Annotated in this window: 21 protein-coding genes; 7 read left to right on the top strand and 14 right to left on the bottom strand. The window is 55.7% G+C overall.

Annotation, left to right across the window (positions count from 1 at the left end):
* From emrA to H5P17_RS22180, 6 genes are all read right to left on the bottom strand, one after another.
* On the bottom strand, positions 1–1,173 hold the full coding sequence (gene emrA / locus H5P17_RS22205) for a multidrug efflux MFS transporter periplasmic adaptor subunit EmrA (RefSeq protein WP_044554491.1): 1,173 nt from the start codon (positions 1,171–1,173) through the stop codon (positions 1–3).
* A gap of 25 nt (positions 1,174–1,198) precedes the next feature.
* Positions 1,199–2,650 (bottom strand): efflux transporter outer membrane subunit, encoded by a 1,452-nt coding sequence (locus tag H5P17_RS22200; protein ID WP_182825243.1) that lies wholly within the window; start codon positions 2,648–2,650, stop codon positions 1,199–1,201.
* A gap of 24 nt (positions 2,651–2,674) precedes the next feature.
* Positions 2,675–3,196 (bottom strand): transcriptional repressor MprA, encoded by a 522-nt coding sequence (gene mprA, locus H5P17_RS22195; RefSeq protein ID WP_182825241.1) that lies wholly within the window; start codon positions 3,194–3,196, stop codon positions 2,675–2,677.
* A gap of 159 nt (positions 3,197–3,355) precedes the next feature.
* Complete coding sequence (ygaH, locus tag H5P17_RS22190; protein WP_044554493.1) at positions 3,356–3,709, bottom strand: L-valine transporter subunit YgaH; 354 nt, start codon at positions 3,707–3,709, stop codon at positions 3,356–3,358.
* The gene (locus tag H5P17_RS22185; protein ID WP_044554494.1) at positions 3,699–4,445 is read right to left on the bottom strand and encodes an AzlC family ABC transporter permease; all 747 of its coding nucleotides are present in this window, start codon (positions 4,443–4,445) and stop codon (positions 3,699–3,701) included. The genes ygaH and H5P17_RS22185 overlap by 11 nt, the downstream gene beginning before the upstream one ends.
* 124 nt (positions 4,446–4,569) lie before the next feature.
* The gene (locus H5P17_RS22180) at positions 4,570–5,769 is read right to left on the bottom strand and encodes an MFS transporter (RefSeq protein ID WP_182825239.1); all 1,200 of its coding nucleotides are present in this window, start codon (positions 5,767–5,769) and stop codon (positions 4,570–4,572) included.
* A 101-nt stretch (positions 5,770–5,870) separates the two neighbouring features.
* Between H5P17_RS22180 and H5P17_RS22175 the strand changes: the two genes are divergently transcribed.
* Positions 5,871–6,749 carry a LysR family transcriptional regulator gene (locus H5P17_RS22175; RefSeq protein WP_182825237.1) on the top strand — a complete coding sequence of 293 codons (879 nt, stop codon included), beginning with the start codon at positions 5,871–5,873 and terminating at the stop codon, positions 6,747–6,749.
* A gap of 34 nt (positions 6,750–6,783) precedes the next feature.
* Here the strand turns inward: H5P17_RS22175 and proX (H5P17_RS22170) are convergent, their stop codons facing one another.
* The 6 genes from proX (H5P17_RS22170) to H5P17_RS22145 all read right to left on the bottom strand — a co-directional run bounded on the left by proX (H5P17_RS22170) (position 6,784) and on the right by H5P17_RS22145 (position 13,911).
* Entirely contained in the window at positions 6,784–7,785 is a 1,002-nt protein-coding gene (gene proX / locus H5P17_RS22170) for a glycine betaine/L-proline ABC transporter substrate-binding protein ProX (RefSeq protein WP_020828313.1), read from the bottom strand.
* Between the two features lie 50 nt (positions 7,786–7,835).
* The gene (gene proX, locus H5P17_RS22165) at positions 7,836–8,831 is read right to left on the bottom strand and encodes a glycine betaine/L-proline ABC transporter substrate-binding protein ProX (protein ID WP_182825235.1); all 996 of its coding nucleotides are present in this window, start codon (positions 8,829–8,831) and stop codon (positions 7,836–7,838) included.
* Between the two features lie 63 nt (positions 8,832–8,894).
* Positions 8,895–10,013 carry a glycine betaine/L-proline ABC transporter permease ProW gene (gene proW, locus H5P17_RS22160; RefSeq protein ID WP_044554499.1) on the bottom strand — a complete coding sequence of 373 codons (1,119 nt, stop codon included), beginning with the start codon at positions 10,011–10,013 and terminating at the stop codon, positions 8,895–8,897.
* Positions 10,006–11,208, bottom strand: a complete 1,203-nt coding sequence (gene proV / locus H5P17_RS22155; protein WP_020828310.1) for a glycine betaine/L-proline ABC transporter ATP-binding protein ProV — start codon at positions 11,206–11,208, stop codon at positions 10,006–10,008. Before proV ends, proW begins: the two co-directional genes overlap by 8 nt.
* Before the next feature lie 406 nt (positions 11,209–11,614).
* Positions 11,615–12,301 (bottom strand): response regulator, encoded by a 687-nt coding sequence (locus H5P17_RS22150; RefSeq protein WP_044554686.1) that lies wholly within the window; start codon positions 12,299–12,301, stop codon positions 11,615–11,617.
* A gap of 11 nt (positions 12,302–12,312) precedes the next feature.
* Positions 12,313–13,911, bottom strand: coding sequence for a sensor histidine kinase (locus H5P17_RS22145; protein ID WP_182825233.1), 1,599 nt, complete (start codon positions 13,909–13,911; stop codon positions 12,313–12,315).
* 326 nt (positions 13,912–14,237) lie between these two features.
* Here H5P17_RS22145 and H5P17_RS22140 point away from each other — a divergent pair, with 326 nt between their 5' ends.
* Complete coding sequence (locus H5P17_RS22140) at positions 14,238–15,593, top strand: 2-hydroxycarboxylate transporter family protein (protein ID WP_020828307.1); 1,356 nt, start codon at positions 14,238–14,240, stop codon at positions 15,591–15,593.
* 133 nt (positions 15,594–15,726) lie between these two features.
* A complete protein-coding gene (locus tag H5P17_RS22135) occupies positions 15,727–16,671 on the top strand; it encodes an MBL fold metallo-hydrolase (protein WP_182825231.1) in 945 nt (314 codons plus the stop codon).
* A 5-nt stretch (positions 16,672–16,676) separates the two neighbouring features.
* Here H5P17_RS22135 and H5P17_RS22130 read toward each other — a convergent pair whose 3' ends face one another.
* The gene (locus H5P17_RS22130) at positions 16,677–17,570 is read right to left on the bottom strand and encodes a LysR family transcriptional regulator (RefSeq protein WP_044554502.1); all 894 of its coding nucleotides are present in this window, start codon (positions 17,568–17,570) and stop codon (positions 16,677–16,679) included.
* Positions 17,571–17,693: 123 nt separating this feature from the next.
* On the opposite strand from H5P17_RS22130, the gene H5P17_RS22125 reads away from it, so the two are divergent.
* The 4 genes from H5P17_RS22125 (at position 17,694) to H5P17_RS22110 (ending at position 19,376) form a co-directional block, all read left to right on the top strand.
* Positions 17,694–18,434, top strand: coding sequence for an SDR family oxidoreductase (locus tag H5P17_RS22125; RefSeq protein ID WP_182825229.1), 741 nt, complete (start codon positions 17,694–17,696; stop codon positions 18,432–18,434).
* Between the two features lie 73 nt (positions 18,435–18,507).
* Positions 18,508–18,723: a DUF1289 domain-containing protein gene (locus H5P17_RS22120; RefSeq protein WP_182825227.1), complete on the top strand. Its 216-nt coding sequence runs from the start codon at positions 18,508–18,510 to the stop codon at positions 18,721–18,723.
* 78 nt (positions 18,724–18,801) lie between these two features.
* Positions 18,802–19,089, top strand: a complete 288-nt coding sequence (locus H5P17_RS22115; protein WP_044554505.1) for a CopG family ribbon-helix-helix protein — start codon at positions 18,802–18,804, stop codon at positions 19,087–19,089.
* Positions 19,089–19,376, top strand: a complete 288-nt coding sequence (locus tag H5P17_RS22110) for a type II toxin-antitoxin system RelE/ParE family toxin (protein WP_182825224.1) — start codon at positions 19,089–19,091, stop codon at positions 19,374–19,376. Before H5P17_RS22115 ends, H5P17_RS22110 begins: the two co-directional genes overlap by 1 nt.
* A 45-nt stretch (positions 19,377–19,421) precedes the next feature.
* On the opposite strand, the gene nrdF is transcribed toward H5P17_RS22110, so the two are convergent.
* Positions 19,422–20,393, bottom strand: a complete 972-nt coding sequence (gene nrdF / locus H5P17_RS22105; RefSeq protein ID WP_182825222.1) for a class 1b ribonucleoside-diphosphate reductase subunit beta — start codon at positions 20,391–20,393, stop codon at positions 19,422–19,424.
* Positions 20,394–20,395 lie beyond the last annotated feature (2 nt).

Here is a 20,395-nt window from a genome sequence, read left to right as displayed (position 1 = left end):
TTAACCGGCATTCGCATGGATCACGTCGGCGATCATTTGGTTAACCGGCGCCAGGTTCAACGCCAGGGCGTCGCTCTGGTACAGCGGTTTGTCGCGCACCACGTCAGACAGCACGCGGCCGTCCAGATTCGTGGTGTCAACTTTAACCAGGGTCGACAGACCGATACGCAGCGGATGATCGGCGATTTGCTTGGCGTCCAGTTCTATACGTACCGGCAGACGCTGAACCACTTTGATCCAGTTACCGGTGGCGTTCTGCGCAGGCAGCAGTGAGAAGGCGCTGCCGGTACCCATATCGATACCGACCACTTTACCGTTGTACACCACGTCATCACCGTAAATGTCACTGACTACGGTAGCCGACTGGCCGATACGCATATTGGCGATTTGGGTTTCTTTGAAGTTGGCATCAACCCAGATGTGATCGGCTGGCACCACTGCCATCAGCGGGGAACCGGCGGCGATTTGCGCGCCAACCTGTACGCTGCGGCGTGAGACATAACCGGTGATCGGGCTGATGATTTTGGTCCGTTGCAATGCCAGCCAGGCGTCACGCATTTGCGCTGCGGCCTGTTGAATGGCCGGCTGCTGCTCCAGCGGGGTATTCAATACCATCGCCTGGTTTGCGTTGTATTGCTGCACCGCCACTTCCAACGCCGCCTTGGCGCTGTCGACTGCATCGCGAGCATGTTGCAGTTCTTCACGGCCGATAGCGTCAACGCTGCCGAGCACTACGCGGCGTTTCAGATCGTTCTCGGCCTTGCTCAGGTCAGACTTGCGCAGGGCAATGTTGGCCTGATACTGCTTGCTGTTGATGATCAACTGGTGGGTCTGACGCACGCTATTGGCCAGGCCGGTTTTGGCGCGTTCAAGCGCCTGTTCGGCATCGGTCGGATCCAGGGTTACCAACACGTCACCCTGTTTCACATAGTCGGTATTGTCGAAGTTGACGCGGTTAACGCTGCCGTTCACCTGGGCCATGATCTGGACCTGGTTACCGGAAACATAGGCGTCGTCGGTTTCCTGATGATGACGTAACACCAGGAACCAATAGACTAAATATGCCACCCCAATAACGATGAAAATAACCGTCAGCAGCAGCAGCCAAAATTTACGCTGCTTCTTTTTGCCTGACGGTTGCTGCGGGTTTTGAGTCTCCGCGCTTGCGCTCATGGTGTTCTCCAAGCTCTCTATTTTATTATGCTTTTGAACCCGCAGCGGCCGGGGCCTGATAGCCACCGCCCAGCGCACGGATCAGTCCTATCTTCGCCTGCAGCAAGTTGCTGCTGGCATTCAGTTCCGCCTGCTGCTGCTGCAAAAGCTGCGTTTGGCTGGTCAACAACTGGTCGCGCCCGATAATCCCTGCCTGGTATCGAGCGTTAGCGACGCGGTACACCTGTTGCATCGATTCGGACGCAGATGCCGCCTGCAGCTGCTGTTGCGCAGTGCTTTGTTGGACGGTGATGGCATCGGCGGTTTCCTGCACGGCATTCAGGATGGTTTGGTTATAGGACTCCACGGCCTGATCATACAGCGCAGACTCCTCACCCAGCTTGCTGCGCAGCGCACCGGCGTGGAAGATCGGCAATGAAATTGCCGGCATCACGTTCCAGGCCTGGCTGGCCGCTTCAAACAGATTCGGGCTGGTCCCACTGGTGTTGGTGGTGGTCAGGCCGGCAAAGGCTGAAATGGTCAGGCTGGGATAAAATTCTTTACGGGCGGCGCTGACGCGCTGGTTATAGGACTCCACCAACTGGCGCTGTGCGGCGATATCCGGACGTTTGCCCAGCAGATCGGCGGTCAGTTCACCTTTTGGCGCCATCAAACTGCTGGCGGGAAGGGCCACCGGGCGCAGGTGCTGCATGGCGCTCGGGCCCTGGCCTGCCAGCGCAGCCAGTTGGTGTCTGAGTTGTTCAATCTGCGATTGCAGCTGAAGGATCTGCTGCTTGGCGCCGTCGGCTTGCGCCTGGGTTTGTTGCGGGACGTCAACGCCGGTAATGCCGGCCTTATATTGCTGTTGGCGCAAGTCCGCCAGGCGTTGGTTGTTGTCCACTTCCTGCTGCAACAGCTTTTCCAGCGCGAAATTGCTCTGTAGCTGGTAATAGGCAGAGGCTACCGAACTGGTCAGCGTCAATGCGGCCTGTTCCTGCTCGGCGCGGGCTGCATCGACCTGTGCCTTGGCAGCGTTGACCTGGTTGCGGTATTTGCCCCACCAGTCGAATTCATAGGCCAGGTTCAGCCCCAGCGAGTTGGAGGTTTCGTAGATCGGTTGATGAGGATACCCCAGCCCCAGGTTCACGTTTTGCGGCACTTTCTGGCGGTTGCTGCTGGCGTTGAGATCCAGATTCGGCCCGTTGGCGGCGCTGGCTTCCCCCATTACGCTTTGTGCTTCGCGTACGCGTGCCGCTGCCTGTCGCAGCGAAGGGGAGCTTTGCAGCGTCTGGGTCATCAGCGCGTCAAGTTGCTGGTCGTTAAGTGCGCGCCACCACTGCGGGCTGACGTTCAACGAGCTGACCTTCGGCTGCGCAAGCTGCAGAGCCTGCGGATCCATCAGGGTGGATTGCGGGGCAATATTATCGGTAGACGCACACCCGGCCAGCAGCAATACGGCGAACAGCGGGGTGAATCTCCAGTTAAATGGGGATCGCATAGTATGTAGGTACCTGAACAGAAATTATTGGGATAACTTTTCTGTAACTTCCATCTGGTCCAGGCGCGTCAACAGCTTACGCGTCAGCTTTTCAAGCTGTTGCTGTTCATCATCGTTCAGCGTGGACCACAGGAAATGCAGACACTTGTGCTGCGGTGGCAGCAATTGATTGAGAAACTCTTCTCCCTGCGGTGTCATGTGCAGATGCAGGCAACGACGATCGTTGTCGCTTTCACGGCGTTCAATCCAACCGCGTTTCTCAAGTTCGTCGGCAATGCGCGTGGCATTGGTCCGTGACGAGCCCAGGGCAGAGCTTAGCTCAGAAGGTTGAATGCTGTGGCTTTCCTGCGCATCCAGAGTAATCAGCGCCATAAACAATGTTTCGTTAATCCCTTGTGCTTTCAGCATTTTATTGCGGTTTTCCAGCAGCTTGCTTTGCATGTGCATGCACAGGCGGGTCAGCAGGATTTCCTGATAAGGGAAGTCTTTCTGACGCTTGGCGCGGAAATTAAGCATCTGTTCAATGGGAGCAAACGAGCTTTCCATAATTTTGGGCCTCATTAGTTTCGTCCGAGATAGTAACGATAGTGATTAATAATGTAAATGTTCAGCAGGGTGATTAATTTAGCAATTCGTGTCATTTGTCAGCGGATTGTCAATAAACCCACTTTAAGCAAAAGGGTTAATGCGACGTGCTGCCTAAGATTAAAGGTTACCCTGACTGAAAATCATAAATAACTTTAATGTAATGCCAAAGGATGCCGCGCCAATCAGCGTGGACAAAATGATGCTTTTACTTCGGTAAAAACACAGGCCCAGCGCGGCGAAACCGACCAGGGTGGGCCACAGCTTGTCCGGCTCGCGCATCACTACCGGGGTGCTGGAAACCACCAGCAACGCGCAGATAGAGGCGATGCCGATGCTGTCGAGCAACAGCGCGGTTTTGCCGCGTTTGATTCCCGGTTGTGCCCGCGCAGGGGCCAAACGCAAGGGTAAGTAGCGGAAAAGGTAGTTAGCACAGCCGACCACCAGGCCGATCACCAGCACATCAGTGTTCATCAATGGCCTCCGTTGCCGTGGGTTGGAACAGGGCTGCGATACAACCGGCGCTGATGCCGGCCAAAATGGCCACCGGGATGGAAAACAGCACTACGCCAAGCAGCGCACCGGCCAGCGCGGCGGCGATGGTCAGGCTTTGCGGGCGTTTGAATGCCGCCAGCAGGAAGCTGAGGAACAGCGCCGGCAACATAAAGGATAATGAGGCTTCAATCACCGGGAACTGCTCTAGTGGCCCATTGCCGAACACGGCGCCAAGCGCGGTGCCTGCGACCCAAGACAGCCAGGAGCAAAGCGAGATGCCAATCATCCAGTTCTCGCTCCAACTGCGGTTATTGCGCATCAATTTAGCGGTGGCCGCGGCGAACACTTCATCAGTCAGGCCAAAGGCCCAAAGTGCAGTTTTGCCGCCCGACATGCGCGAGACGATGCGGTGGCGCAGAGCAGGACCATACAACAGGTGCCGTATATCCATCGCCATCACGGTCAGCGCGGAAACCCACAGTGACATCCCGGCGCTCAGCAAGGCGGTGATCACGAACTGGCTGGCGCCCGCATAGATGATGCAGGAGAAGAAAATGCTCTCTAGCGGTGAGAACCCCAGCTTAACGGCGCTAAGGCCAAACGCAAAAGCCACCGGCACATAGCCGATGACGATCGGTAAACTGTCGACGATGCCGTGGGTGAAGGTGGAACTGACGGCAGGGGGATTGATACTTTCTGCAGCTTGGCTTTGCATAATGTATTTGAATCGCAGGGTATATAGGGAACCAATAGTTTATCCCCAGAACATTACCAGAGAGTAAGTAATGTTTATACCCTGCGCCGCTAATAAATTTCCGCTATGACTATTCGCTTGCTAATCAGATGGCCGCCGGTCCCTGGGGATCATGGCGCTTGCCCAACCACCAGGTGAGCAGGTTAAACAGGCACAAAATGCCCCCTGCGGCAGCAACCCCTGTCCACCCTGCGTGCTGGTAGGCTGAGGCAGACAGCAGCGAACCCAGAGCGCCGCCGATAAAATAGCTGGTCATGTAGCCGGCCGTCAGGCGATTGCGTGCTTCCGGCATAATGCGGTAAATCACGCTCTGGTTGGTAACGTGTACGGCTTGTACGGCCAGATCGAGGATCAGAATGCCGACGATCAGTGCCCACAGCGATTGTTTAGCGAAAGCGATGGGGATCCACGACAACAGCAGCAGCACCAGGCCTACCGTGGTGGTTAACCCCGCCTTGCCCTGATCCGCCAAATGCCCAGCCCGGGAAGCGGCCAACGCCCCGGCGGCCCCCACCAGCCCGAACAGGCCGATGACCCCCTCGGAATAACCAAAAGGCGGTGCCGCCAACAGGAAGGCCATCGAGGTCCATAGCACGCTGAAGTTGGCAAAAGACAGCGCACCGAGCACTGCACGGGTTCGCAGCAGCGGTGAACCGCAAAACAGGGTGAAAATAGACTTCAGCAACTGAGGGTAATTCAGTCCGGAGTGCTGTTTGTAACGTGGCAGCGCGCGCCACAAGATCAACGCCATCAGGATCATCAGTACGCTGGCCACCCAGTAAATGGTGCGCCAACCGCCGATCGATGCCAGTGCGCCCGCAACGGTACGCGCCAGCAGAATGCCGAGCAGCAGGCCGCTCATTATGATGCCAACGGTTTTTCCGCGTTTTTCCGGGTGTGCCAGCGTAGCGGCCAATGGCACCAAAATTTGCGCCACGACCGAGAACAATCCGGTGAGGGCAGTCCCCAGGATCATCATCGGCAGCGTGGTGGAACTGGCGGTGATCAGCATGCCTCCAGCGGCCAGCAGCGTCATAAAGACGATCAGCCCACGACGTTCAAACATATCGCCGAGCGGCACCAGCAGCAGCAGGCCCACGGCGTAGCCCATTTGGGCGGCGGTAACGATAAAACCGGCCTGATTGACCGATAGCCCAAAGTTTTGGGCGATGGTTTCCAGCAGCGGCTGCGCGTAGTAGTTACTGGCGACGGCCAAACCGGTGGCGATGGCGATCAGCACAATCAGTGCCGGGCTGAGGCCAGGAGATGAATTTTGTTGGCTCATAAGTTTCAATCACAAGAAAAAGTGGTGCAAGTATCGGGCAGGACAGCGGGTTAAACCAATGTATAATTTTCATCTGATTAATCTCATTTAGAGATAAATGAATGAACCTGAAACAGATCCGTTTCGCGCTGGCGGTTGCCGAAGAGCAGAATTTTACCCGGGCGGCGCAGCGCTGTCATACGGTGCAATCGGCGCTCAGCCACCAGATCGCCAAATTGGAAGAGGAACTCGGCTGCGCATTGTTTGAGCGCACGTCCCGCCGGGTCAGGCTGACCGCTGCCGGGCAGGCATTTATTCAACCGGCGCAGCGACTGCTGGCAGCAAAACAGATGCTGGTGGAAGAGGTCGTCGCCGCCAGCGGCACGGTTTCCGGTACCCTGACCATCGGCACCATTTCAACCATAAACGCGATTGATCTGACCGAAAAACTGGGTAACTTTCACCGCCATTATCCCGCGGTGAATATCCGGCTGTACGTGGGCATGAGTGAAGAGTTGTTGGAAGACGTTCGTCAGCAAAAAACCGATGTGGCCTTTGTCGGCCTTTGGCCGGGGGATATCGACATGTTGCCGGTGTCCCATCGGCAACTGACCGACGAGCCGCTGGTGGCGTTGGTGTCGCCACAACACCCGTTAGCCAGTCGGGAGCGCGTGAATTTGCAAACCTTGTCGGAAGTACCGCTGGTGGACTTCTACAGTGGAACCGGCGCTAGACGCCAGACCGATCGAGCGTTTCAGGCGGCGGGCATCAAACGTCACGTCAGTTTTGAGATCGATCACATCGAATGGCTGGAGAACCTGGTGCGGCGTGGGTTGGCGACGGGCATTGTGCCGATTTCGACGGCGCAACGCCTGAGTGCGCTGGTGTCGATTCCGATAGAAGATGGCCCACGACGCCAGGTGTATTGCGTTTGGCCGCAGCCACTGCCACGGACCGCCGAGCGGTTTTTACAATTTAGCGGCATTGAAATCGGCAAATAGGGCGCGACAGACTCAACTGCCGCGCCCAGGGAGATTACTTCTTCGCGGCTTCCGCGGCGGTTTTCACCCAGCCGTCGAAGGTAGCCTGATGCGCCTTGATCCAGCCATTCACGTGGTTTTGGATATCGGCTTCGGAGGCCTGGCCTTCATGCATCCGCAGGTTCTGCGCATTCACGTCTGCAATCGGCAGCTTCATGATGGCAAACAGCTTGGCGGCCGCCGGGTTGGCTTCGGCCCACTGCTTGTTGGCGGCGATGCGCATGGTGTTGACCGGGAAGCCATAGTTGGCGCCGTTAGGCAGCTTGGTATCGAGATTTTTCTGCTCGCCCGGCATGGCGGAGAACGGCACCTGCAACCACACAACGTCGCGGCCCGGCACCAGCACGTCACTCACCCAGTACGGCGTCCAGGTGTAGTACAGCACCGGCTTGCCTTCTTTGTAGCGAGTAATGGTATCGGCAATCATCGCCGCGTAGTTGCCCTGATTGTGCTCGACGGTTTTCTCCAGGCCGTAGGCTTTGATGTGATGGTTAATGGCCGCCTCGCAGCCCCAGCCTGGCGTACAGCCGGTCAGGTCGGCCTTGCCGTCGCCATTGGTATCAAACAGCTTGGCGATATTGGGATCTTTCAACTGTTCAACGTTGGTGATGTGGTATTTATCGGCGGTTTTCTTGTCGATCAGATACCCCTGGGCCGCCCCGTTGACGTAAACCCCTTCACGGTAAAACTTGGCGTCACCGCCTGCGGCCTTGTATTGATCGGCGTGCAACGGATCCCAGTTTACCGCCAGAAAGGTCGCGTCGCCGGAGGCGATGGAGGTGTAGGCGACGTTATAGTCCACTTCACGGGTGTCTTTAACGTCATAGCCCAGCTTTTCCAGCGCTTTGCTGACCAGCAGCGTCTGGAAGGTCTCTTCTGAAATGGTGCTTTGCACCGGCTGAACGGTGACGCCTTTGCCGGGCAAGTCGGCGGCGGAAACCGCCTGTGAGCTAATCAGTGTGGTAAGGGCAACCGCCCAGATTCCTGTAGTGCGCATAGTGAAATACCTTTTTATGTTATGAAGCCGGGATTTCCGGCACCCTGGGATTATTTCGCTGCTGCCGCAGCCGTAGTGATCCAACCGTCAAAAGTGGCCTGATGGGCTTTGATCCAGCCGTCTACGTGACGTTGTATGTCGGCGGCGCTGTTCTCGCCTTTGTGCATACGCAGGTTCTGCGCGTTCACGTCCGCCAGCGGCAGTTTCATGATGGCGAACAGTTTGGCCGCGGCTGGGTTGGCTTGCGCCCATTGCTTGTTGGCGACGATATGTTCGTTGTTGACGGAAAAACCGTAATTCTTGCCGTTCGGCAAGGCGGTATCGTTGTCTTTCAACGAGCCAGGGCTGGCGGAGAAGGGCACGGTCAACCAAACCACATCGCGGCCCGGTGCCAATTCATCGCTGACCCAGTACGGCGTCCAGGTGAAATACAGCACCGGTTTACCCTGTTTGAAACGGGTCAGGGTGTCGGCGATGATGGCGGAGTAATTGCCCTGGTTTTGAGTCACGGTGTCGCTCAGACCATAGGCTTTGATATGGGTGTTAATGACGTTGCCGCACACCCAGCCCGGTTCACAGCCGGCCAGATCGGCCTTGCCGTCGCCGTCGGCATCGAACAACTTCGCCAGCTTGGGATCTTTTAACTGGGAGATATCGCTGATGTGGTATTGATCGGCGGTTTTCTTGTCGATCAAATAACCCTGGGCCGCATTGGTGATATAGGCACCCTGACGATAGAACTTCTTGTCGCCGCCGGCGCTTTGGTACATGTCGGTTTGCAGCGGATCCCAGTTCACCGCCATGTAGGTGGCATCGCCGGAAGCGATAGAGGTATAGGCAATATTGTATTCCACCTCGTCGGTAGGCTGGACGTCATAGCCCAGCTTGGCCAGGGCGCGGTTGACCAATTCGGTCTGGAAACTTTCTTCGGCGAGGGTGCTCTGCAACGGTTTCACCGTGACGCCTTTGCCGGGTAATTCGACGGCGAACGCCTGTGTGCTTAGCAATGAAGTCAGGGCCAGAGCCCAAATTCCTGTCGAGCGCATAGTGGTTCCTTCGATTTTAGAGGTGCTGTCGGTGCCCCCGACGTTTGGCCGGGGGCAGGGCAATTAAGGCTTTTTGATGAAGGGCCGGGTGACTAATCCGATCGGGCCGTGCGCATACCAACGGCCCATGCCTTTGCTGCGGCGATCGCGCCCCAGCGACTGGGTGAGGCGGTCGAGAATTATCGCCAGGATCACGATACCGACCCCGCCAACGGCGGCCAGTCCCATATCCAGACGACCGATACCGCGCAATACCATCTGGCCCAGGCCGCCAACGGCGATCATCGAAGCGATAACTACCATCGACAGCGCCAGCATCAGCGTTTGGTTTACGCCGGCCATAATGGTCGGCATTGCCAGTGGCAATTGCACTTTAAACAGCAGTTGGCGCGGGCTGGCACCAAAGGATTCGGCGGCTTCGATCAGATCTTCCGGCACTTGCTTAATGCCCAGAATGGTCAGTCGCACGATCGGCGGCAGCGCAAAGATAATGGTCACCACCACCCCCGGCACGTTACCGATACCGAACAGCATGACGATCGGCACCAGATAGACGAAGGCCGGCGTGGTCTGCATGGCGTCGAGCAGTGGCCGGATCACCTTGCCGGCGTGCTTGCTGCGCGCCAGCCAAATACCGAGCGGCAGGCCGATGACAATGCAGAAGAACAGGGCGGTCAGGACCAGCGCCAGGGTCACCATGGCTTGCGACCAGGCGCCAATCGCACCAATGGCAATCAGCGACACCAGCGTCGCAGCACCCATACCAAGGCTGGAGAGCTGCCAGGCAATCAACGAGAACAGCAAAATGGCGATCGGGGCAGGCATGCCGAGCAGCAGTTGCTGAAAGCCGCTGAGAATAAAATCGACCGGCACGCGAATGCCCTGAAACAGCGGGCGAAAGTGCAGTACCAGCCAGTCGATGCCGTGGGTGACCCAGGAGTCAAACGGCACCCAGGTTTTGTGGAACGGATCCAGCAGGCTGAAATGTTCCTGTTGGACCGGTGCGCTGTTAAGCCAGTCGGCACCCTGCGCAGCCTGATTGGCGGCGTCATGGGTTTCCGGTGGCGGTGCGCTGGACCAGGCATCACCGGCGGGCGCTGTCGATGTTGCGGCGTCAGTCGCCGGTGCGGCGCTGGGGTCGGCAGGCGCAGTCGCCCATGGATCCTGTGTAGTATCACTCATTCGCTGGGCCCTCTTTATCTAAGGCCTGCAGCAGCATGGCCTTGGAAATAATTCCGATATAGTTATTTTCTTCGCAGACCACGGGGACCGCACAAGGCGCCAGGGCAACCAATGAAATCAGTTCGCTCAGCGGCATGTCGGCCGGGACCGGGGCAGGGGCTTCCAGCAGGGCGTCATCCAACGTCTGGTTGGCCGCCAGCGCCTGCTTGAGTGAATCTACCGACACCACGCCGATAAATTTCTTCCCACGTTCAATAACATAACCATAATCGCGGTCTTCATCGCGCAGCAGCTGTAGCGCTGAACGCGGACCAAAGCCGGGGGTTTTACGAATAAGGGCGACAGGACGACGCTGGGCGATATCCTTGGCGCTGAAAACGTGGCTGATATCGACGCCACGGAAGAAGGTGCGGACATAATCGTTGGCCGGATTATTTAATATTTCCTCCGGCGTACCGACCTGAATAACCTCTCCGCCTTGCATAATGGCAATACGATCGCCAATACGCATCGCCTCATCCAAATCATGGGAAATAAAGACGATGGTGCGCTGATGCTGGGCCTGTAATTTGACCAGCTCATCTTGCATCTCGGTACGGATTAATGGATCCAGCGCCGAGAAGGCTTCATCCATCAATAATATGTCCGGATTATTCGCCATGGCACGGGCTAATCCCACGCGCTGACGCATCCCGCCGGAAAGTTCATCGGGATAAGAATAGGCATAATTCTCCAGCCCGACCTGACGCAATGCTTCCAGGGCTTTTTCCTGGCGTTCCTGCGGTGGAATTCCGGCCAATTCCATACCGAATGCGGTGTTATTCAATACATTCATATGTGGCATTAAAGCGAATGATTGAAACACCATGCTGATCTTATTACGGCGTACGGCGCGCAGTGCGCTGTCGGATATTTTAGATATATCCTCGCCATCAATCAGCACCTGACCGCGGGTGGGTTCTATCAGACGATTGAGAAGGCGTACCAGGGTGGATTTTCCAGATCCGGAAAGCCCCATGATGACAAATATCTCGCCTTCTTCAATGGCCAGAGAGGCGTCTTTTACGCCCAATGATAATCCGGTTTTTTCAAGCAATTGGTCTTTTGTCAGGCCTTTTTCAATCAGTTTGAAAGCGCGATCCGGATGTTCGCCAAATATCTTATACAGGTTCTTTACTTCGAGTTTAATTGCCATGCAATTTGCTGTTTCCTCTGATGAATTATCAAACGATAAAAATTTCCCAATAGAAAATAATAGTCCCCTATACCCTAACACAGTGAATATCTGAGACAACCCTCAATGTCCGATGAATGGGATATTAACGATTTACATCAAGTTTTCGATTAGTTATGGTAATGAGGTGAGTGCTCAATTATCAGTGGCTGATATTTCCGATAAACGGTTGGTTTTTAGTAAGAATAATCCGTTCTGATTATTGCTATTATTTGCCTGTCAAAGCCTGTTTTCAGACAATAAAAAACCCGACCAGAGGCCGGGTAAAAGTCATCAGTATTTCATCAATTTTTAACGACAGGTGCCGATATCGAGGGGATATCGCCGAAGTTATATTACCCCTTCAATATGACAGCCAGATGGCAGCCTATGCCTTGCGATACAGGCGCCGCGGGTGACCGATATTGCCGTACATCATTTCAACGCGCACAAACTGGGTAGCGACGCAATATTCCAGATAACGTCGGGCGGTGGTTTTGCTGATCCCAACCTGTTCTACCACGTCTTCTACCGCATGCGCGGCCTCTGGTTGCTTGATAAACAGCGCCTGTACCAGTTCCAGCGTGTTGGCCTCTATGCCTTTGGCACTGGGTTCGCTGGAGAACTGTTTGGATTGCAGGTTATACAGCGCGTCGACGTTGCTCTGGTCGATCACCTTGAAGGTGCGCTGAGTTTGCACAAACTGCATAAAGCGCTCCAGTGAGTTGCGCAGCCGCTTGTAGGAGACCGGTTTAATGATGTAATCGAAGGCACCGTTGCGGATCGCCTGGCTGCAGGTATTCATATCGCTGGCGGCGGTAATGAAGATCACCGAACAACCGGGGTTTTTCACCGCCGCTTCTTCCATCAGCTCAATCCCCTGGCCGTCGGGCAAAAAGTTGTCCAGCAGGATCAGCCGTGGCTGGTGGGCGTTGACTTTGGCTCTGGCCTCGGCCAGCGTGGCGGCATAGGCCACCACCCGCAGAGCAAAATTCTGCTCGATAAATTCCGCGTGCAGCGTCGCCAGCTGTGGCTCATCTTCCACGATCAAAACGTCCAGTGCTTCTGGTTGCATCATTCGGGTGCTCAAGATTGTTTAGGGATAAACAAAGAAAAAATAGCGCCGTGCGGATCGTTGTCCGACACTTCTATGCTGCCGTGCGCCTGCGCCACGTGGCTGGCAACCAGATGCAGGCCGATGCCGTGGTCACCCTTGTCATCTTTGGTGGTGACGCCCTGTTCGAACAGCGTATCGCGCACCTCAGGGGCAATGCCGGTTCCGCGATCGGCCACTTCAATCACCAGTTCATTGCTGCTGTCGCTGATATAAAGTTCTACCGCCTCATAGGGAGCACCGTAATGCAGCGTAGCGTCTACCGCATTATCCAGCAAATTGCCGATGATCGACATCAATTCGGTTTCATTCAATGCCGCCGGGATCTGCCGCAGCTGGCAGGCCGGATCGAAACGCAATTCCACCCCTTTTTCCTTCGCGCTGGAGTATTTACCCAGCAGCAGGCCGCACAACGCCGCCGAACTGAAACGCTGTGAGATAAAGTCGAGGATCTCCTGCGCACCTTCCGATTGTGCCTCCACATAGCGGATGGCCTCGTCGTAGCGTTGCATATGCAGCAGGCCGGCGAGGGTGGCGGTCCAGTTCAGCTGTTCGTGGCGCATGATGCGCAGGTTGTCGGCATAGCGCTTCACCTGGCTAAGCTGGCTGCTCAGGGTATTGATATCGTTCTTGTCGCGGAAGCTGATCACCCAGCCCTGCAGCTCTTCTTCCTGCATGATGCGTACCCGGCTGGCGATAACCCGCACATGGTTGAAGCGGCAGACCTCGTCATGGGTATCATGCCCTAACTGTGAGGCGCCGAAGAAATCCGGCTGGGATTGGATCACCTCACCGATTTCGCGGCCCATCAGGGCGCCGGCGGGCTGACGCAGATCCAGCAGTTCGCGGGCCGCGTGGTTGATGGTGATGATCCGTAACTGAGGATCGACGGCAATCACCCCTTCATAGATTGCTTCCAGCAAGGCTTTCTGTTGACGCACCAGCAGGGCAATTTCTTTCGGTTCCAGCCAGAACATTTGGCGTTTTAAATTCTTCGATAACAGCCACGAAAATACGAACAGCGCGATCAATAAAAGCACTATCGACCCAAGAATTTGCGTCAGAGTTCTGGAATTTAAATTGTCGATATGTGATTTTAGATACCCCACCGAAACAATGCCGATGACGTTATTATTTTCGTCCAAAATGGGCGCTTTACTGCGCAATGAAATGCCGATGCCGCCTTTGCGAATGGAAATAATGCTTTTGCCTTCGAGAACCTCTTTATTATCGCCGCCGACCATTGGCGTGCCGATACGGTTGGCATATTCAGAGTGATAAAGATGCCGGGTTTGCTTATCGCCGATAACGATATAGCTGGCATCGCTGCTGGCGCGTATTTTTTTCATTAGCGCTGCAATTTTAACCGGGTCTTTTTTTTCCACAGCGGTGATCAAGGAGGGGATCAGGGCAATCTCGCGCGCCTGCACCTGCGCTCGCGCACCAAGGTCGCGGTGCAGTTGAGCATCGAGCTGGTAGTAGGTGTAAGCACCAATAAACGTCAACAGCAGGCAGGAGAAGGCAACCAGGCACAGGAATAGCTTGATTTGAAATGAGAGTTTTATGCGCATGACCGGGGTTCGCCCTGATAAATCCTGAGTGCTTACCCTATCATGAGTGGCCGTTAATGTAATATTGCGCCGGATCAACTTGTGATCGCAGCCACGGGATTATTCTTGTCGGGGTGGCTAATGCAGCGGCTGCAATAAAACTGATAACTCTTAAAGTAAAAATAACGTTAACACCATTAAAACCACGCCAAATTTTACATAATCCCAATTAACACCATAGAAACCATAACCACCATTAAAAACCCTTTTTAACTTTGAACAAAATCACAGCAGATAATCCGTGCGTTTCTCTATGATGGCTGAACAAACTAATAAGAGGCCAGATTATGAGCACAACAGATGATTCTTTCCTCGCCGCCAAAGACAAAACCGCTGAAATACCGCTGCGGGAGAAATGGTGGCATATACTGGACAATTACAAAGTAGGAATTATTCCGTTGCCGTTCTTTGTTCTGGCCGGCGTACTTATTTTATTGGATTGCCTGGAAGGGAAATTACCGAGCGATATCGTGGTCATGGTGGCCACATTGGCGTTCTTTGGTTTTGCCTGCGGCGAGTTTGGCAAACGCCTGCCGCTGATCGGCAAAATGGGGGCCGCGGCGATCTGCGCCACCTTTATTCCTTCTGCGTTGGTGCATTACGGCTTGCTGCCGGACGTGGTGGTGGAATCGACCACCAAATTCTATAAATCGACCAATATTCTGTATCTCTACATCTGCTGCATTATCGTTGGCAGCATTATGAGCATGAACCGTCAGGTGCTGATCCAGGGCTTTCTGCGCATTTTCGCGCCGATGCTGTGCGGTGAGATTGTCGGCATGCTGGTAGGAATGGCGGTGGGCATGGCGTTGGGGCTGGAGCCGTTCCAAATCTTCTTCTTCCTGATTTTACCGATCATGGCCGGTGGCGTCGGTGAAGGCGCGATCCCGCTGTCGATGGGGTATGCGGCGATTCTGCATATGGAGCAGGGGGTAGCCTTGGGGCGTATTTTGCCTATCGTGATGCTCGGCAGCCTGACTGCCATCGTTCTGGCCGGCTTGCTCAACCAACTGGGTAAACGTTACCCGCACCTGACCGGCGAAGGCAGCCTGATGCCGAGCAAGCAGGGCGAAAGCGAGATGAGCGCGGTGGAAAAAATCAGCGGTAAGGTGGATGTCAGCACCATTGCCTGCGGTGCGCTGCTGGCTATCCTGCTATACATGGTAGGGATGTTGCTGCACCGCATGATTGGCCTGCCGGCACCGGTTGGCATGCTGTTCGCCGCAGTGGCGGTGAAGCTGGCACATGGCGTGTCCCCACGAATTCAGGAAGGTTCGCAGGTGGTCTATAAATTCTTCCGTACTGCGGTCACCTACCCGATTCTGTTCGCCGTCGGCGTAGCGATTACTCCGTGGCAGGAACTGGTTAACGCCTTCACCTTCCAAAATCTGGTGGTGATCGTCAGCACCGTGTCTGCACTGGTGGCGACCGGCTTCTTCGTCGGCAAGAAAATTGGCATGCACCCGATCGATGTGGCGATTGTCTCCTGCTGCCAGAGTGGGCAGGGTGGCACTGGCGATGTTGCCATCCTCACCGCCGGCAACCGTATGTCGCTGATGCCCTTTGCCCAGATTGCTACCCGTATCGGCGGCGCGATTAACGTCTCGCTTTCTCTGCTGGTACTGGCCAAATTTTTCGTATAACTCTAAAAAATCCTTAGTGTTTCTTTGCCTTTCCCCGCCCCCGCGGGGATTTTTTTATTCATTTTCTCCTCCGGCAGGCGTCATTTGCGCTTTGGGTTAATACTTAGCGTTCAAATGACAACAAGGAGTCACCATGTTCTGGAAACGTTACCTGCTGGGGGCGGCGCTGGCCGTTATGTCGCTGCAAACCCTGGCCGCCGCGCCGCAGGTAAAAAACCCCGCGCCGGGTTTTTATCGCATCATGCTGGGCAGCTATGAAGTCACCGCTTTGTCCGATGGCGTGCTTCGTTTGCCGGTGGATAAACTGCTGCTGAACAGTTCGCCAAAGCAGATCGAAACGGCGTTGGCCGAACATCATCAAGATCTGCCGGTCGTCACCTCTGTTAATGCCTATCTGATCAATACCGGCAGCAAGCTGATCCTGGTTGATACCGGTGCGGGTTCGCTGCTGGGAGAGGGGTTGGGCAAACTGGTCGTAAACCTCAAGGCTGCCGGCTATCAGCCACAGCAGGTGGATGAAATTTACCTGACACATATGCACCCGGATCATCTCGGCGGTTTGACGCAAAACGGTAAAGCTGCTTTTCCAAATGCAGTGGTGCGTGCCGGGCAGCAGGATGCGGATTTTTGGCTTAGCGAGAGTCGGTTGAAACAGGCATCGCCGAAGGAGAAAGCCTCGTTCGAGAATGTTATCGCCGCGCTCAAGCCTTATCAGGCCGCCGGACATTTTAAAACGTTCAATAATGATGGTGAGCTGTCGCCGGGGATCAGCGCGTTCGCCGCCCATGGGCATACGCCAGGCCACAGCATCTATCTGGTGGAAAGCCAGGGTAAAAAATTGTTGCTGCTGGGGGATTTGATCCACGTGGCGGCGGTGCAGTTCGCCCATCCGCGTGTCGCGATAAGTTTTGATAAAGATGCCAAAGCGGCAGTAGCCCAGCGGCTGCGGGTGTTTAGCGATAGCGCCCAACGCAGCGTGCTGGTGGGCGGACCGCATCTGTCATTCCCCGGCTTGGGTTACCTGAATAAACAGGGGGAAGGTTACGACTGGGTGCCGCTGGAATATGGCGCCATGTAAGGCATTTATCGGTTACGGGCGGCGAACACTTTGCTGAACCAGTCGATGAAGACCCGAACCCGCGGTGAAAGTTGGCGGTTGCGCGGGTAGAGCAATGAGACCGGCATCGGAGTGGAGGGGAATTGCGGCAGCAGGGGCAGCAAGCTGCCGTTGTCCAGGCTGTCGCGCAGGTGATAACGCGGCACCTGAATGATCCCCAACCCCATGCGCGCCGCAGCAACCAGGCTTTCCGCCGCGCTGACCGACACCGTGCAAGGCAATGTCACCTGCTGCGTCTGGCCTGCGACAGTAAATTCCAGCGGCATCAGGGTGCCGCTGGCCGAGGAACGGAAGCCCACCATTCGGTGGCCTGCAAGTTCGCTGATGGAGTGCGGCGTGCCAAAACGTTGCAGGTAGTCCGGGGCGGCGCAGGTAACCTCTTCAAGCTCGCCTAACCGACGCGCCACCATATCGCTGTCTTTCAGTTTGCCGACGCGCACCACGCAGTCGATACCTTCCCGCACCGGATCTACCAGCCGATCGCCCTCGCTCATAAAAAGTTCGATATCCGGATATTGCGTCAAAAAGTCGGGCAGTTCCGGCAGCAAAAAGTGCCGTGCCAACGTGCCGTGTACGTCGATGCGCAGCAGCCCACGCGGTTTGGCACCGGCAAACGCCATCTCGGCATCTTCGATATCCGCCAGAATGGTCAGGCAGCGTTGATAGTAAGCTTCGCCATCCAGCGTTGGGCTGACGTGGCGGGTGGTGCGTTGCAACAACCGCACCTGCAGCCGGGTCTCCAGTTGCTTGATGGCATCGGTCACCGTCGATCGCGGCAGGTTCAGATCCTGTGCGGCCTGGGTAAAGCTGCGTTGTTCCACCACGCGGGTGAACAAGCGCATGGCATCGATTCTGTCCATGGTTATTGTTCGCTAAATTCGGATAGTGATAACGAAGAGTAGGGGATTATTCGCCTGGGCGAAAGGTGCATGATGTTGTCACGCCGGCAAGTCGCCGGCGCATAGCCGACGAGGATAGAGAGCATGAACACCAAGACTCAGCAAGTTGCCATTGTCACCGGCGCATCGCGCGGTATAGGCGCGGCCATTGCCGAACGGCTGGCCGCCGACGGTTTTACCGTGATCGTCAACTATTCAGGCAATCAGGCATTGGCCGATGAGCTGGTGCGCAAAATTGAACAAAACGGGGGGCGGGCGCTGAGCGCCAGGGCGGACGTCAGCGACGCCGCTGCCGTTACCCAGTTGTTTGACCGTGCCGAGCAGGCTTTCGGCGGCGTGGATATTTTGGTGAATAACGCTGGGGTGATTGCGCTGGCTCCGGTCGCAGAAATGAGCGACGCCGATGTCGATCGGCTGATCGACATTAACCTGAAAGGCACCTTCAACACTCTGCGAGAAGCGGCGAAACGCCTGCGCGACAACGGCCGCATCATCAACTTTTCGTCCAGCGTGGTCGGGCTGCTGCAACCGAGCTACGGCATGTATGCCGCCAGCAAGGCCGCCGTAGAAGCGCTGACCAGCGTGCTGGCGAAAGAACTGCGGGGTCGCAATATTACCGTCAACGCCATCGCGCCGGGCCCGACCGCCACCGGACTGTTTCTCGACGGCAAAACGCCGGAACTGATCGACCGGCTGGCGAAAATGGCCCCGCTGGAGCGTCTGGGGCAGCCGCAGGATATCGCCGCGGCGGTGTCATTCCTGGCCGGTGCAGACGGTGCCTGGATCAACGGCCAAATCCTGCGCGCCAACGGCGGCATTATCTGATCCTGCCGCAACGGTTTCTCTCGCGGCAGGATCGGGTATCCTGTCGCGAGAAATCCACCGGAGGAAGCGCCTTATGGTAGGCCGCAGCAGAAGAAGAAAAACCGGCAGTCAGATTGACGATGGCGTGCGTTCACCCTGCAATAATGTTTGCCAGATCGACAATGAAAAGGCGTGGTGCCTGGGTTGTTGGCGCACGCTGGAGGAAATCGCGGCCTGGTCGAGTGCCGATGACGAGGAAAAACGGGCCATCTGGCAGCGCATCCGACAGCGGTCCTTGCTGAATAAATGAGCAAGACTATTGAGTAACTGATGTTGATGTAGCACAATTGAGCTACACCTGTTTTGTTTGCGTCGAGGTTTATTGACTATGCCGACCACAACCATCCGTATACCCGAAGAACTCAAAGCCCGAGTCGCGGCTGTGGCAGAACAGGCCGGCGTGACTTCGCACAGCTTTATTCTGCAGGCGATTGCTGAAAAGACTCAACAAGAAGAGCTACGTCGCGATTTCGAAGAGGAAGCGGAAAAGCGTTACGCCAACATTATTGCTACGGGGGAAACCATTCCCTGGAACGATATGCGTGGCTATCTGGAGAGTTATCTGGCGGGGGATACCGCGGCAAGCAAACCTTCCGCTAAAAAGCTGGGGGGCTAATGGCAAAAATCGAGTTGGCGCCAGAGGTCAGGGATGATATCGAGCGTATTCTCGTCCACTTGGCGGACTACCGGGTTGCGGATGCCGGACGGCGAATTGAGGAGATTATTCAGGCGATTGCAGTGCTGGAACATAATCCGCTCATTGGCAGGTCGCAGAGTCTGGGCCAGCGTGAGTTAGTTATTGGTCAGCAAACGCGTGGGTATTTGGCCCTCTATAAATATATTCCCGATATAGATACGGTCTTTGTTTTGGCTATTCGAAGTCAGAAAGAGCTGGATTATTAGGAATGCGATATCGTCCTTGCCAGGCCGATATCGCGAGAGCTTCAATCAGAAATCCCAGTCGTCGTCTTCGGTGTTGACCGCTTTACCAATCACGTAAGACGAGCCTGAGCCGGAGAAGAAGTCGTGGTTCTCGTCGGCGTTTGGCGACAGTGCCGACAGAATGGCCGGATTGACCTGCGCCATCGACGGTGGGAACAACGCTTCGTACCCCAGATTCATCAACGCCTTGTTGGCGTTATAGTGCAGGAAAGTTTTCACGTCCTCGGTCCAGCCAACACCGTCGTACAGCTCTTCGGTGTAACGCACCTCGTTATCGTACAAATCCTGCATCAGATCGAAGGCGAAGTTTTTCACCTGTTGGCGGCGCGCCGCCTCGACCTTCTCCAATCCTTTTTGGAATTTATAACCGATGTAATACCCGTGCACCGCCTCGTCGCGGATGATCAGGCGGATCAAATCGGCGGTGTTGGTCAACTTGGCGCGGCTCGACCAGTACATCGGCAGATAAAAGCCCGAATAGAACAGGAACGACTCCAGGAATACGCTGGCGACTTTCTTCATCAGCGGATCATCGCTGCGGTAGTGGGCCAGAATGATGCTGGCTTTTTTCTGCAGCGCGCGGTTTTCCTCGCTCCAGCGGTAGGCATCGTCGACGTCCGGCGTCTGGCACAGCGTAGAGAAAATGGAGCTGTACGAACGGGCATGCACCGCTTCCATAAAGCTGATGTTGGAGTACACCGCCTCCTCATGCGGCGTAATCGCATCTTCGATCAGCGCCGGCGCACCCACGGTATTTTGAATGGTGTCCAGCAGCGTCAGGCCGGTGAACACCCGAATGGTCAACTGCTGTTCCTTTGGCGTCAACGTTGCCCACGACGGAATGTCATTCGACAGCGGCACCTTCTCCGGCAGCCAGAAGTTGGAGGTCAGGCGGTTCCAGACTTCCAGATCCTTGTCGTCTTCGATGATGTTCCAGTTGATCGCGCGCACCAACTGCGCCGGTTTAGTGGTATTCATAG

Origin of the sequence: Serratia sp. OS31, from assembly GCF_014164835.1 — a bacterium.
Lineage (GTDB): Bacteria > Pseudomonadota > Gammaproteobacteria > Enterobacterales > Enterobacteriaceae > Serratia > Serratia liquefaciens_A.
The sequence above is the reverse complement of the archived record's forward strand: the minus strand, read 5'-3'. Positions and strand labels throughout refer to the sequence as shown.